Raw genomic sequence first — 12807 nt, 5'->3', positions numbered from 1 at the left:
AGTCTGACAGATTCTAGCTCATTGGCAAGGATCGCGCAGGCCTGATCCATACGCTCGTTTGACGCCCGGGAAGCGCTTCCCGTATGCTCAAACGATCGTTTGAATCGCGTCAGCTGCCAAAGGACGTCCGCTTCCGTGAACTCGACCAGCTCCACCCGGGATCGCATCCTCGGCACCGCGGAAAAAATGTTCGCCCAGCGCGGCTTCGATGGCGCCTCGCTGCGCCAGCTTACCGCCGCCGCCGGGGTCAACCTGGCCGCCGTCAACTACCACTTCGGCTCCAAGGAGAAACTGGTCGAGGAGGTATTCCGCCGGCGCCTGGACGCCTTGAATGCCAATCGCCTGGCCGCCCTGCACAAGCTGGCCGGCGGCGAGGCCACGCTCGAACAGGTGCTCGCCGCCTACATCCGCCCGGCGCTGGAGCTGTCGCACGACGGCAAGGGCGCCCTGTTCATGCGCGTGCTGGCGCGCGCCTTCGCCGAGCACGACGACAACTTGCGCCGCTTCCTGTCGGAGAACTACGGCCACGTCATGCGCCAGTTCACCGCCGAATTCGCCCGGCTGCTGCCGCACCTGGGCAAGGCCGAGCTGTACTGGCGCATCGACCTCGTGACCGGTGCGCTGACCCACGCCATGTCGGGCTTCGGCATGATCCAGCGCAAGGGCGACGTCAGCGAACAAGAGCATCTTGAGCAGACCGTCCAGCACCTGATCCGCTTCGCCGCCGCCGGGCTGAGCCACCCGTGAACTCGCCCTGCCAGCGCCGCCTGCCCCATTGATCGCACCACCCCTCGCACCATCGGAGAAGCCAATGACTGCTGCATCCTCACCCACCCTCGGCTTGCGCATCCGCAAGGCCGCCGTGCTGGGCGCCGGTGTCATGGGCGCGCAGATTGCCGCGCACCTGACCAACGCCGGCGTGGAAACCGTGCTGTTCGACCTGCCCGCGAAAGAGGGTCCGAAGAGCGGCATCGCGCTGAAAGCGATCGCCAACCTGGCCAAGCTGTCGCCGGCCGCGCTGGCCGACAAGGCCCTGGCCGCCTCGATCATCCCGGCCAACTACGACGATGATCTCGATCACCTGAAGGATGTCGACCTGGTCATCGAGGCCATTGCCGAGCGCATGGACTGGAAACTCGACCTGTACAAGAAGATCGCCGGCCACCTGTCGAAGACCGCGATCATCGCCTCCAATACCTCGGGCCTGTCGATCAACACGCTGGCCGAGGCGCTGCCGAAGGAAATGCGCCACCGCTTCTGCGGCGTGCACTTCTTCAATCCGCCGCGCTACATGCACCTGGTCGAGTTGATCCCGACCCGGCTCACCGACCAGAACGTGCTGGACGGCCTCGAGGCCTTCCTGGTCACCACCGTCGGCAAGGGCGTGGTGATCGCCAAGGACACGCCCAACTTCATCGGCAACCGCATCGGCGTGTTCTCGATGCTCGCCACCATGCATCACACAGAGCAATTCAAGCTCGGCTTCGACACCGTCGACGCGCTGACCGGCCCGGCCGTGGGTCGCCCCAAGAGCGCCACCTACCGCACCGCCGACGTGGTCGGCCTGGACACCATGGCCCACGTCATCAAGACCATGGCCGATACCCTGCCCGACGATCCCTGGCACCGGTACTTCAAGGCGCCGGCATGGCTGGCCGGCCTGATCGAGAAGGGTGCGTTGGGCCAGAAGACCGGCGGCGGCTTCTACAAGAAGGTCGGCAAGGACATCCAGGTGCTGGACGTGGCCAATTTGAAGAGTCCGGCCAAGGATGGCCGGGCTTTTGCGGAGGGAGCCGCATATAACTTCCGGCCGTCCGAACAAAGGCCCTCCGATGAAGTCGCCGCGATTTTGGCGATCAAGGACCCCGCCGAGAAGTTCGGCAAGCTGCGCGCCTCCAGCGACCCGCAGGCGCAGTTCCTGTGGGCCACTTTCCGCGATCTGTTCCACTACACCGCCTATCATCTGGCCGACATCGCCGACACCGCGCGCGACGTGGATTTCGCCATCCGCTGGGGCTACGGCTGGAAGCTCGGCCCGTTCGAGACCTGGCAGGCCGCGGGCTGGCAGCAGGTCGCCGAATGGATCAATGAAGACATCAAGGCCGGCAAGGCGATGAGCGATGCGCCCCTGCCCGCCTGGGTCACCGACGGCCGCACGGGCGTGCACGGCAAGAACGGTTCGTATTCGGCCAGCGCCAACGCCGACAAGCCGCGTTCGCAGCATCCGGTCTACCAGCGCCAGCTGTTCCCCGATCCGATCCTGGGCGAAAAGTTCGACACCGGCAGCACGGTGTGGGAGAACGACGGCATCCGCCTGTGGACGCTGGGCGACGACGGCGTCGGCATCCTCTCGTTCAAGACCAAGATGAACACGGTCAACGACCACGTGCTCGACGGCATCCAGCACGCGATCAGGCTGGCCGAGGAAAAGCTCAAGGCGGTGGTGATCTGGCAGACCGGCGAACCGTTCTCCGCCGGCGCGGATCTCAAGGGCGCGCTGGGCCTGCTGAAGGACGGCAAGTTCGACGACTTCGGCAAGATGGTCGCCAACTTCCAGCGCACCAGCATGGCGATCAAGCACGCCCTGGTGCCGGTGGTTTCCGCCGTGCGCGGCATGGCCTTCGGTGGCGGCTGCGAATTCCAGATGCATTCCGCCCGGACGGTTGCAGCACTCGAAAGCTACATCGGCCTGGTCGAGGCCGGCGTCGGCCTGCTGCCCGCCGGTGGCGGCCTGCATGAACTGGCCGTGCGTGCGTCCAGGGCCAATCCGGCCGATCCGTTCGAGGAACTGAAGAAGGTGTTCGAGACCGTGGCGATGGCCAAGGTTTCCCCCAGCGCCATCGAGGCGAAGAACATGGGCCTGCTGCGCGACAGCGACGTGGTCGTGTTCAACGCCTACGAACTGCTGTACGTCGCCAAGAAGGTGGCATTGTCGCTGGCCGAGGCCGGCTACCGCCCGCCCCTGCCCGCCCAGGTCATCGTCGCCGGCGACGTCGGCACCGCCACCTTCAAGGCGCAACTGGCCAACCTGCAAGCCGGCTACTTCGCCTCCGAGCACGATGTCGACATCGCCTCGCGCATCGCCGACACCTTGTGCGGCGGCGTGATCGAGCGCGGCTCGACCGTCGACGAGGAATGGCTGCTGGCACTGGAACGCAAGCACTTCGTGGAGCTGGCGAAAACCGAGAAAACCCAGGCCCGCATCGCCCACACCATGACCACCGGCAAACCTTTGAGGAACTAGTGAGCGCGCTGCGCGCGCGGAAGTGAGGAGTGAGAGTCGAAGCCCAGGCTTTCTTTCACTTCTCACTCCTCTCCACTCTTTTCTCACCCTTTTGGAGTTCCGTCATGACCAAACAAATCCAGGACGCCTACATCGTCGCCGCCACCCGCACCCCGGTCGGCAAGGCGCCGCGCGGCGTGTTCCGCAACACCCGCCCGGACGACATGCTCGCCCACGTGATCCGCGCGGTGATGGCGCAGGCGCCCGGCATCGACCCGCACCAGATCGGCGACGTCATCATTGGCTGCGCCATGCCCGAGGCCGAGCAAGGCATGAACGTGGCGCGCATCGGCCTGCTGCTGGCCGGCCTGCCGCACACCGTGCCCGGCGTCACCGTCAACCGCTTCTGCTCTTCCGGCCTGCAGTCGGTGGCGATGGCCGCCGACCGCATCCGCCTGGGCCTGGACGACCTGATGCTCGCCGGCGGCACCGAGAGCATGAGCATGGTGCCGATGATGGGCCACAAGATCGCCATGAACCCCGCGATCTTCCAGGACGAGAACATCGGCATCGCCTACGGCATGGGCATCACCGCCGAAAACGTCGCCAAGCAGTGGAAAGTCAGCCGGGAGCAGCAGGACGCTTTCGCCGTCGAAAGCCACCGCCGCGCTCTGGCCGCCCAGGCCGCCGGCGAGTTCAAGGACGAGATCACCCCGTTCCAGCTCGATGACCATTACCCGGATCTCGCCAGCCGCGGCATCACCACCGACAACCGCGTCATCGACCAGGACGAAGGCCCGCGCGCCGGCACCACGCCCGAAGTGCTGGCCAAGTTGAAAACCGTGTTCCGCAACGGCCAGTTCGGCGGTACCGTCACCGCCGGCAACTCCAGCCAGATGTCCGACGGCGCCGGCGCCGTGCTGCTCGCCAGCGAAAAGGCCATCAAGCAATACAACCTGCAGCCGCTGGCCCGCTTCGTCGGTTTCTCCGTCGCCGGCGTGCCGCCCGAAGTCATGGGCATCGGCCCGAAGGAAGCGATTCCCAAGGCGCTCGCGCAAACCAGCATCACCCAGGATCAGCTCGACTGGATCGAACTCAACGAAGCCTTCGCCGCCCAGGCACTCGCCGTGATGGGCGACCTCAAGCTCGACCCGGCCAAGGTCAACCCGCTCGGCGGCGCGATCGCGCTCGGCCACCCGCTCGGCGCCACCGGCGCGGTGCGCATTGCCACGCTGGTGCACGGCATGCGCCGGCGCAAGCAGAAGTACGGCATGGTGACGATGTGCATCGGCACCGGCATGGGCGCGGCGGGAATCTTCGAGGCACTCTGAAGTTCGTCATTCCGGCGAAGACCGGTATCTGAAACTGCAACGGCGCCGTAGCGATACGGCGCCGTTTGCATTTGAGTGGATCTGATCCGCTTGCAAACCCTTCTCGGCCAAGGGATGCGTTTTCCAGCGGATACGGTGCTCGTTTGACGTATTACGTCAAACGTAATACCGTCAGCGCGTGATCAGGAGCTTTCATTGCAAGGATACGCAGGCGCTGTTCGAGGGTGGCGATCCTCGTCGGTTCCGTGCCATCAAGGACGCCGCCATCCGCAAGTTGTCGCAACTCGATGCCGCGCAAACGCTTGAGTTTCTGCGTTCACCGCCTGGCAACCAGTTCGAAGCCCTCAAGCACGATCGCGCTGGCCAGCACAGCATCCGCATCAACCGGCAGTGGCGCGTTTGCTTTGTGTGGACAGCCAGCGGACCCGAGCACGTCGAAATCGTGGATTACCACTGAGAGAGCCATATGAAACTTCCCGTCAATCGCATGCGCCCTGTACATCCCGGCGAAATCCTGCGCGAGGACTACCTCACCCCGCTGGGGATGAGCGCCAACGCCTTGGCCGTGGCACTGAGCGTACCGGCCACCCGCATCCACGAAATCGTCAACGAACGCCGCGGCATCAGCGCCGACACTGCCGAGCGCCTGGCACGCTACTTCGGCGGCGACGCGGTGTCCTGGCTGAACCTGCAGGCAACTTACGATCTCAAGACACTGGCCACACGCGACGAAATCCTGCGCCGGGTGGAGCCACGGGCTGCCTGACTATGATGGCGCTCGGGCATTTCGGCAGTCACAAGGCAGTTCAAAACCGCCGACCGCCTGTGAGGTGAAACTTGCGCACCAAAACTCGCCCCTTCGACCCCGCGGAACATCTGGCCACCCCCGAAGCCCAGGTCGAGTACATCTCTGCCGCCCTCGAAACCGGCGATCCCGCCTTCATCGCCGACAGCCTCGGCGTGGTTGGACGCGCCCGCGGCATCTCCCAACTCGCACGCGACACCGGCCTGCGCCGCGAAAGCCTGTACAAGGCGTTGTCGGCGGACGGCAACCCGGAGTTCGCCACGATCATGAAGGTCGTGCAGGCGTTGGGGGTGAAGTTGAGTGCCGAGGCGGCGTAGCAGATCTGGCGATGCACACCACCGATAATCGGATTAACTTTCTCCGTCTCCTTAATATCGCCCGCGAGAAAGCCATGCGCTTCCAGTTTCCAAACGGCACGCGTTCCAGGATCCGATCCGCCACATGGGTGACTGCCCTTGCTGGCCTTGCCTCGCTGGCCCATGCCGGCTTGGCCACGCCTCCACATGCCTTCACGGCACCCGACCACACATCTATTGCGTGTCCCTCCGCACAGAAGCTCCAGCCCCTGCTGCAGCTGGGCAACATCTACCTCGGCGAGCTACACGGCACCGTGGAATCACCCAACCTCGTGCGTTGCCTGGTGGACGCGGAAGTGGCTGCCGGCGTTGCGCCGCTCTTTGTCTCGCTCGAGCTGCCTAATTTCGCCCGTGATACTGGCGACCGGACTTGGGCCGGCGTGGATGGCAGGACGTCGCAGGCGATGATGTCGCTGGTCAACCATCTGGAGGCGCTGGAGAAGCAAGGCAAGCTCACGCTGGATTTCCAACTGACAGGCAAGGAGCAGAACGCCGTGCAGATGAACAAGCAAGTGGGTGAACACTTGCGCGATCTGGCAGCCAAAGGCCGCCTCATTGCCCTAGGTGGAAATCTTCACAGCCAACGAAAGCAGGCCATGATTCCGTCACTCGCCTTTGCGCCAGCCGGAGCCTTTGTGGGCGACGGCGTCAAGACGGTGATGATCGTCCACGCGCGCGATGGCACGGCTTGGAACTGCACGGAAACGTGCGGCGCGCACAAGGACAAAGGTCTCACCGGCATCAAGGCTGGCGAACTGGTGGACGGTAGCGCATACGGCCATGACTATCTCTACAGTCTGGATCAGGTCACGGCATCGCCGCCTGCACGAGCCAGCGCCAACCCTCAGGCATCATCATCACCACCACGCTGACTGCTCGAAATGTCGGGTAGTCCACAATTCCGCGACAACGTATCCACGCCTTCCCGACGTCGTGGGAGCAGACAGCGCCGATGGCGGGATTTTTTTGTATCGGCATCGCGCGAAAAAGTGCCAACGCCGGGGTCCCATCGTTCCACCGACGCAAAGATTGCCTTGCGCGCCGAGTCCGGAACCCTGTCGCCGGGGCTTTTTGCTCCGATCTCGATTTTCAAAACTCGTACACTCCCCCCATCCATACGACACAAGGACGACGAACATGGGTATCGGCATCGGAATGCGCGGCATCGACCTGCAGAAGTTCCTCATGGTGGCGCGGGAGCGCAAGGTCATCCTGCTCGTGCGTCATACCAACGAGGATTCGCTGCGCTACGTCGGCATGCCCGGCTATTACCCCAAACCGGCCCTGTTGAAAGCCAAGACCGCCGACGTCAACCCGTCGGGCCTCATGCGCTCGGTGGCGGGGCGCATGGTGAAACAGGACTACGTCATCGCCGGGCTGGTGGTGCACCCGGGCATGCACCCGGGGGCCTTCAAGCCGGCCAAGCGGGACAAGGCGATGAAGGCCTGGCACGACGGCATGCATTACCTGGCGGCCGAGAACAAGATGCCGGCCATGGGCGATCCGCAGCGTCCGGAAAGCTGGGCGGCCTGGGGCGTGGGCCGCGCCGCCGCCTGCTCGGCCGAGTGGCGCTGGCGCGTCGACGTCGACCCCGCATCCCGCCACTACGGCTGCCTGCAGCTCGACCACGCCGGCAAGGGCTGGGTCTACATCCACGGCGACTACGATCTGAAGGATGTGATCGTTCGCGGCAAGGAAACCGACAACCGACGCCATGAAGGCCAACTCCACGGCGTCAAGAACTTCACCCCGTTGCTCCCGGACATGGAGTTCGAGCGCATCCGCAGCTCGCTGAACCAGCTGATCGGCGCCGACATGGTGCAGCACGGCGCGGAGGCGCAGTTCGCCTGGCACGGCGACGAACCCGTCACCGTGGTGTTCCCCGACTGGACCTTCCTGCTGCTGACCGACGCCACCACGGTGCAACGCTGGTACGAAGAACTGAACCGGTCCGTGCTCGCCGAGAAAGGCCACGACTACGCACGCGACCGCTCCCGCATGTTCCACTTCGGGCCGCAGGGGATGTTCGCGCCCGGTGCCATGCCGTTGTCGAGCTGGGGATAGGCGAAAGGCGGAAACCCGAGTACCCGGGTCAGGCGAGGCTCCACAGTCGCATGGATTTCACGACCGCCTTCGCAAAGTACGCCGCTGGCGATGGACGATTGCCGCGAAGCCGTGATCGGCACGCAGCAAAAGGCGGGTGAACATGCGGCGACTCATCAGAGCGCTTGGCGCGGTGTTGCTCGGCGTGGCCCTGGCGGCCTGCTCGCCGCCCGCGCCCGTGGTCAAGCCGGTGTCGAAGGCGTTGCCGCCGACCGTGGGCACGCCGGCGGCGCGCTACGTGCACGCGGAAACCGCCAAGCACCAGGATCAGTCGGGTTTCCGCCTGCTCATCCGCAGCACCGATGCGCTGATGAGCCGCGTGGCGCTGGCCGACCACGCGCAGCATTCGCTGGATCTGCAGTACTACATCTTCGACAACGACGCGACCGGGCGACTGATGGCGCAGCGCCTGCTGGCCGCGGCCGACCGTGGCGTGCGCGTGCGCCTGCTGGTGGACGACATCAACGCCAGCCAGGCGATCGACCTGTTCGACGCGCTGGATACCCACCCGAACATCGAGGTGCGCCTGTTCAACCCGTTCGCCACGAAGAAGCCGTCGGTATTCTCCAAGGCTGCCCAGTTCCTGCTCGACACGCACCGGCTGAACCGGCGCATGCACAACAAGTCGTTCATCGCCGACGGCAACGTGGCGATCGTCGGCGGACGCAACATCGGCGATGCATACTTCGACGCGGGCGAGGACACCCATTTCCGCGACCTCGACCTGATCGCGATCGGCCCGGTGGTGCCACAGGCCTCGCATGCCTTCGACGAGTACTGGAACTGCGACGCGGCTTATCCGGTGAAGGCATTCCATGGCAAGCATGCCGATCATGTCGACCTGGCGAAACTGCGGACCGAACTGGCGCACGATGCGCGCGCGTTCGCGCAATCGGATTACGCCCAGGCCACGCTGGACGCCCTGCCCTACGGCGCCTCCGCCGACCGCAAGGGCGAGTGGTTCTGGGGACCGGCCACGCTGGTGGCCGACCAGCCGGCCAAGATCGAGGCGACCGGGGACCAGCCCGAGCTGCGCATCGGCCCGGATATCAAGGCGATGGCCGACGCCGCGCAGCACGAGTTGCTGCTGATCTCGCCCTACTTCATCCCCGGCGAGCGCGGCACGACCTATCTCGATGCGCTGGCCAAGCGCGGCGTGACGGTCAAGGTGCTGACCAATTCGCTGGCCTCCAACGACGAGCCGATCGTGTATTCGGGATATTCGCGCTATCGCCGCCCGCTGCTGGAAAGCGGCGTGCAACTGTTCGAACTGCAAGCCGCCGCCGGCGCGCCGCAACCGGCCACCACCGGCGGCACCTCCTCGGGCGTCAGCCTGCATGCCAAGGCCGTCGTGGTGGATCGGCAGAAGGTGTTCATCGGCTCGATGAACATGGATGCCCGCTCGAAACTGCTCAATACCGAGATGGGCATCATCGTCGACTGTCCGCCGCTGGCCGCGGCGGTCACCGCGTTCTTCGACAGCGCCACGCTGCCCGAGCAGGCCTACCGCGTGATCCTGAAGCAGGACGGCTCGGCGCATGGCGGCGCCATGCAATGGCAGGCCACCGAGCACGGCAAGCCGGTGACCTACGACCACGACCCCGGCGCCACCACCGGCCACCGGGTCGAGGTGCAGATGCTCAAGCTGCTGCCGCTGGAAAGCCTGCTCTAGGCCCGCTCAACCGCGTGACCGCACCGACGCCGGACGGTCGTCGGCATGCGCTGCCCACAAGCGGCGCAGCTGCCGTGCCGAACCCAGGCCCGCGCACTCGGCCGCCCGCTCCACGTTGTCGCCGTTGGCCAGCGCCTGCCGCGCAAGCGCCAGCCGCAGACGCGCGTGGTAGCGGTTGACCGACATGCCGCTGGCTTCGCGGAAGTGGCGCGTGAGGCTGCGCACGCTCAGGTGGCCGATGTCGGCCAGCCGCGCCAGCGGCCAGTCCTGCGCGGGCGCCTGGAGCAGCGCGTCCTGCACGCGGTGGATGGCCATGTTCATGTGGTTGCGCCCTTCTAGCCACGGCGACAGCGCCGGGTCGCCGGCGGCGCGGCGCATGTAGACGGCCATTTCCCGCGCCACGGCGACGGCCAGGCGCGGCGAGCCGAGCTTGGCGATCAGGTGCAGCGCGAGGTCGATGCCGGCGGTGATGCCGGCGCTGGTGCAGACCTCGCCGTCTTCCACGAACACGCGGCTGTCCAGCACCTCGGCCGCCGGCGCCAGTTGGCGCAGCTCGTCGAGCAGGCTGTGGTGCGTGGTGCAGCGTCTCCCGTCGAGCAGGCCGGCGGCGGCGGCCAGCAGTGCGCCGGAACAGACGCAGGCCAGCGGTCGGCCAGCGACGACATGGCGCCGCAACCAGGCCACCAGCGCCTTGCCGGCCGCCGACGACAACAGGCGCGCGGCGCTGCCGGTGGCACCGCACACCACGATCAGCACGTGCTCGAGCAACTTCGCCGGCAGCGGTTCGACGCCGGCAAGACTGACGCCCAGCGCAGTCGGTGCCGCCTCGCCCGCCGCCACCGGCGCCATCAGCCGCAGGCGCACCGGCAAGCCCATCGCCGCGGCAATGCGAAAGGCGTCGGCGGCACCGGCCAGATCCAGCAGGATCAGGTCCGGTGGCAGCACGAAGCACACCTCAGTGATCGGCGAGGACGTCATCGACGGTGCGGATGCGGGCAAAGCGTCCATCCAGAACCAGTTCCGTGCGTTGCTTGATGTCCTGCGCATCGTAGCGAGTGCCGCTGCCGGCGTGGACCATCGGAAAGGTCAGCGTCGCCTCGGTGACGTAATCGACGTCGAAGCCGAGATCGGAAGCAACCCGGGCGGTCGTCTCGCAGCATTGCTCGCTGCGGATGCCGCTGATGATGACGCGGCCGATGCCGCGCTCGCGCAGCCATGCCTGCAGGCCGGTGCCGGTGAACGCGTTGTGCACCTGCTTGCGGAACACCGTGTCGTGCACCTGCGGCACCCACGCCATCGGCTGCACCAGCCCCGACGCCACGCTGAAGTGACCGGCAGCCTCCTCGTGCAGGATGCGCACGATCGGCCAGCCGCGGGCGCTCGCGCCGTCGATCAGCTGCAACAACTTCTCGCGGAACGCCGGCAGGTCGTCTTCGCGCCAGTACGGTGCCTGCAGGAACGATTGCTGCACGTCGATGACCAGCAAGGCGGGGGTGTCGGACATGGGGCGACTCCATCATGGGGGAGCCGTCACTCTAGGCAGCCGCTGCGTCCTCGACGAGCCCTGCACCGGACCCGGAGCGGACCGATCCGGCCAAGCTTTTCCGGCCAACCCTTTCCGGCCAAACTTTCCGGCCAACTCTTTCCGGCCAAACTCGCCGGCCAAACTCGCCGGCAGAACCCGCCTCAGTGCGGCGCCCGTCCCGCCACCCGTTCGATGCGCCGGTCCGGCACCAGCCACAGCAGGGCGGCCACGCCATACAGCAGTTGCGCGATCCACGCGGCGCGGAACGAGACGAGGATGGCACTGGCGTAGATCATCGGCGAGAGTTTTCCCTTCCAGTCGCCGCCGACGGCGCGGGCCAGCGCGGATGCCCGGCCCTCGGCGCGGATCAGCGCGCGTTGCAGCATCCAGTACGCCAGCGCCGCCATCAGCAGCACCACGCCGTACAGCGCCGTCGGCCCCTGCGCGAAGTGGTTTTCGCCCATCCAGCCGGTGGCGAACGGCAGCAGCGAAAGCCAGAACAGCAGATGCAGGTTGGCCCACAACACCGCGCCGCTGACCGGGCCGGCCAGTTGCAGCATGTGGTGGTGGTTGTTCCAGTAGATGCCCACGTAGACGAAGCTCAGCACGTAGCTGAGAAACACCGGTGCCATCGGCAGCAACGCCGCCAGCGTCTCGCCGTGCGGCACCTTCATCTCCAGCACCATGATGGTGATGATGATGGCGAGCACGCCGTCGCTGAACGCCTCGAGTCGGTTCTTGTGCATCGTCGCCCCGGGATCGATCGAAGCCGAGTATCCGACGAGGCGCCCCGGGGCGCGAGCCCCGGTTGCCATGCAGCCGCGCTCAAACCTCGTCGGAACCCTCGTTGACGCCCTCGAACAGGAAGGTCGACAGGTAGCGCTCGCCGGTGTCGGGCAGCATCGCGAGCAGGACCGATCCGGCCGGCGCGTCCTTCGCCACTTCAAGCGCCGCGGCCAGCGTGCCGCCGGAAGACAGCCCGGTGAAGATACCCTCGCGCCGGGCCAGTTCCCTCGCGGTGTCGCGCGCCACCACGTCGTCGACGGTGACGATCCGGTCGACCACCTTGGCATTGAGCACGGCGGGCACGAAGTCCGGCGTCCAGCCCTGGATCTTGTGCGGCTGCCATTCCTTGCCGCCGAGCAGCGAGGCGCCGGCCGGCTCCGCGCCAATCACCTTGACCTGCGGCCGAGCCACTTTCAGCACCTCCCCCACGCCGGTGAGCGTGCCGCCGGTGCCCCAGCCGCTGACGAAGTAGTCCAGTCGCCGGCCGGCGAAGTCGCCGAGCACCTCGGCTGCCGTGGTCTGGCGGTGGTAGGCGGGGTTGGCGGGATTCTCGAACTGGTCGGCGAGGAACCAGCCATGCTGTTTCGCCAGTTCGGCGGCCTTTTCCACCATGCCGGTACCGCGTGCCGCACCGGGGGTGAGCACCACCTTGCCGCCATAGGCGCGGATCAGCTTGCGCCGCTCCAGCGAGAACGTGTCGGACATCACCGCCACGAACGGATAGCCGCGCGCCGCGCACACCGCGGCCAGCGCCACGCCGGTATTGCCGGACGTGGCCTCCACCACGGTCTGCCCGGGTTTGAGCGTGCCGCGCTGCTCGGCGTCCAGGATGATCGCCAGGGCGAGTCGGTCCTTCACCGAACCGGCCGGGTTGAACGCCTCGATCTTCACGTAGATGCTCACGTGTGCGGGCGCCAGGCGGTGCAGTTTCACGATCGGTGTGCGGCCGATGGTGTCCAGGATGTTGTCGTAGATCATGGGTGTCTCCTCGGGGAATCGGGCGTGA

The 12807-nt window shown here is 66.3% G+C and carries 13 protein-coding genes; 9 read left to right on the top strand and 4 right to left on the bottom strand.

What is annotated here, in order from left to right; translation table 11 throughout:
- Positions 1–135: 135 nt before the first annotated feature.
- The 9 genes from ACVCL9_RS04665 (at position 136) to ACVCL9_RS04625 (ending at position 9490) form a co-directional block, all read left to right on the top strand.
- Positions 136–747 carry a TetR/AcrR family transcriptional regulator gene (locus tag ACVCL9_RS04665; protein ID WP_395118409.1) on the top strand — a complete coding sequence of 204 codons (612 nt, stop codon included), beginning with the start codon at positions 136–138 and terminating at the stop codon, positions 745–747.
- 64 nt (positions 748–811) lie between these two features.
- Entirely contained in the window at positions 812–3244 is a 2433-nt protein-coding gene (locus ACVCL9_RS04660) for a 3-hydroxyacyl-CoA dehydrogenase/enoyl-CoA hydratase family protein (protein ID WP_447098946.1), read from the top strand.
- A gap of 104 nt (positions 3245–3348) precedes the next feature.
- Positions 3349–4554 (top strand): acetyl-CoA C-acyltransferase, encoded by a 1206-nt coding sequence (locus tag ACVCL9_RS04655; protein WP_447098947.1) that lies wholly within the window; start codon positions 3349–3351, stop codon positions 4552–4554.
- 178 nt (positions 4555–4732) lie between these two features.
- Positions 4733–5011, top strand: a complete 279-nt coding sequence (locus tag ACVCL9_RS04650; RefSeq protein WP_447098948.1) for a type II toxin-antitoxin system RelE/ParE family toxin — start codon at positions 4733–4735, stop codon at positions 5009–5011.
- Between the two features lie 30 nt (positions 5012–5041).
- Positions 5042–5320 carry a HigA family addiction module antitoxin gene (locus tag ACVCL9_RS04645; protein WP_447098949.1) on the top strand — a complete coding sequence of 93 codons (279 nt, stop codon included), beginning with the start codon at positions 5042–5044 and terminating at the stop codon, positions 5318–5320.
- A 71-nt stretch (positions 5321–5391) separates the two neighbouring features.
- A complete protein-coding gene (locus tag ACVCL9_RS04640; protein ID WP_447098950.1) occupies positions 5392–5676 on the top strand; it encodes an addiction module antidote protein in 285 nt (94 codons plus the stop codon).
- Positions 5677–5687: 11 nt separating this feature from the next.
- The gene (locus ACVCL9_RS04635) at positions 5688–6587 is read left to right on the top strand and encodes a hypothetical protein (RefSeq protein ID WP_447098951.1); all 900 of its coding nucleotides are present in this window, start codon (positions 5688–5690) and stop codon (positions 6585–6587) included.
- A gap of 265 nt (positions 6588–6852) precedes the next feature.
- Positions 6853–7779 carry a hypothetical protein gene (locus ACVCL9_RS04630; protein WP_447098952.1) on the top strand — a complete coding sequence of 309 codons (927 nt, stop codon included), beginning with the start codon at positions 6853–6855 and terminating at the stop codon, positions 7777–7779.
- Between the two features lie 142 nt (positions 7780–7921).
- Entirely contained in the window at positions 7922–9490 is a 1569-nt protein-coding gene (locus ACVCL9_RS04625; RefSeq protein ID WP_447098953.1) for a phospholipase D family protein, read from the top strand.
- Positions 9491–9496: 6 nt separating this feature from the next.
- Here ACVCL9_RS04625 and ACVCL9_RS04620 read toward each other — a convergent pair whose 3' ends face one another.
- From ACVCL9_RS04620 to cysK, 4 genes are all read right to left on the bottom strand, one after another.
- Entirely contained in the window at positions 9497–10498 is a 1002-nt protein-coding gene (locus ACVCL9_RS04620; RefSeq protein ID WP_447098954.1) for a GlxA family transcriptional regulator, read from the bottom strand.
- Complete coding sequence (locus ACVCL9_RS04615) at positions 10446–10994, bottom strand: isochorismatase family protein (RefSeq protein WP_447098955.1); 549 nt, start codon at positions 10992–10994, stop codon at positions 10446–10448. Before ACVCL9_RS04615 ends, ACVCL9_RS04620 begins: the two co-directional genes overlap by 53 nt.
- A gap of 182 nt (positions 10995–11176) precedes the next feature.
- Positions 11177–11761: a TMEM175 family protein gene (locus ACVCL9_RS04610; RefSeq protein WP_447098956.1), complete on the bottom strand. Its 585-nt coding sequence runs from the start codon at positions 11759–11761 to the stop codon at positions 11177–11179.
- A 79-nt stretch (positions 11762–11840) separates the two neighbouring features.
- Positions 11841–12779: a cysteine synthase A gene (gene cysK / locus ACVCL9_RS04605; RefSeq protein WP_395118389.1), complete on the bottom strand. Its 939-nt coding sequence runs from the start codon at positions 12777–12779 to the stop codon at positions 11841–11843.
- Positions 12780–12807: the final 28 nt, after the last annotated feature.

This window comes from Rhodanobacter sp. UC4438_H5, from assembly GCF_052978405.1.
The sequence above is the reverse complement of the archived record's forward strand: the minus strand, read 5'-3'. Positions and strand labels throughout refer to the sequence as shown.

What these genes read in the sequence shown, in the direction of transcription:
- ACVCL9_RS04660 (WP_447098946.1), top strand. Translation starts at nt 812, where the DNA reads ATGACTGCTGCATCCTCACCCACCCTCGGCTTGCGCATCCGCAAGGCC.
- ACVCL9_RS04655 (WP_447098947.1), top strand. Translation starts at nt 3,349, where the DNA reads ATGACCAAACAAATCCAGGACGCCTACATCGTCGCCGCCACCCGCACC.
- ACVCL9_RS04645 (WP_447098949.1), top strand. Translation starts at nt 5,042, where the DNA reads ATGCGCCCTGTACATCCCGGCGAAATCCTGCGCGAGGACTACCTCACC.
- ACVCL9_RS04635 (WP_447098951.1), top strand. Translation starts at nt 5,688, where the DNA reads ATGCACACCACCGATAATCGGATTAACTTTCTCCGTCTCCTTAATATC.
- ACVCL9_RS04630 (WP_447098952.1), top strand. Translation starts at nt 6,853, where the DNA reads ATGGGTATCGGCATCGGAATGCGCGGCATCGACCTGCAGAAGTTCCTC.
- ACVCL9_RS04625 (WP_447098953.1), top strand. Translation starts at nt 7,922, where the DNA reads ATGCGGCGACTCATCAGAGCGCTTGGCGCGGTGTTGCTCGGCGTGGCC.
- ACVCL9_RS04620 (WP_447098954.1), bottom strand. Translation starts at nt 10,498, where the DNA reads ATGGACGCTTTGCCCGCATCCGCACCGTCGATGACGTCCTCGCCGATC.
- ACVCL9_RS04615 (WP_447098955.1), bottom strand. Translation starts at nt 10,994, where the DNA reads ATGTCCGACACCCCCGCCTTGCTGGTCATCGACGTGCAGCAATCGTTC.
- ACVCL9_RS04610 (WP_447098956.1), bottom strand. Translation starts at nt 11,761, where the DNA reads ATGCACAAGAACCGACTCGAGGCGTTCAGCGACGGCGTGCTCGCCATC.
- cysK (WP_395118389.1), bottom strand. Translation starts at nt 12,779, where the DNA reads ATGATCTACGACAACATCCTGGACACCATCGGCCGCACACCGATCGTG.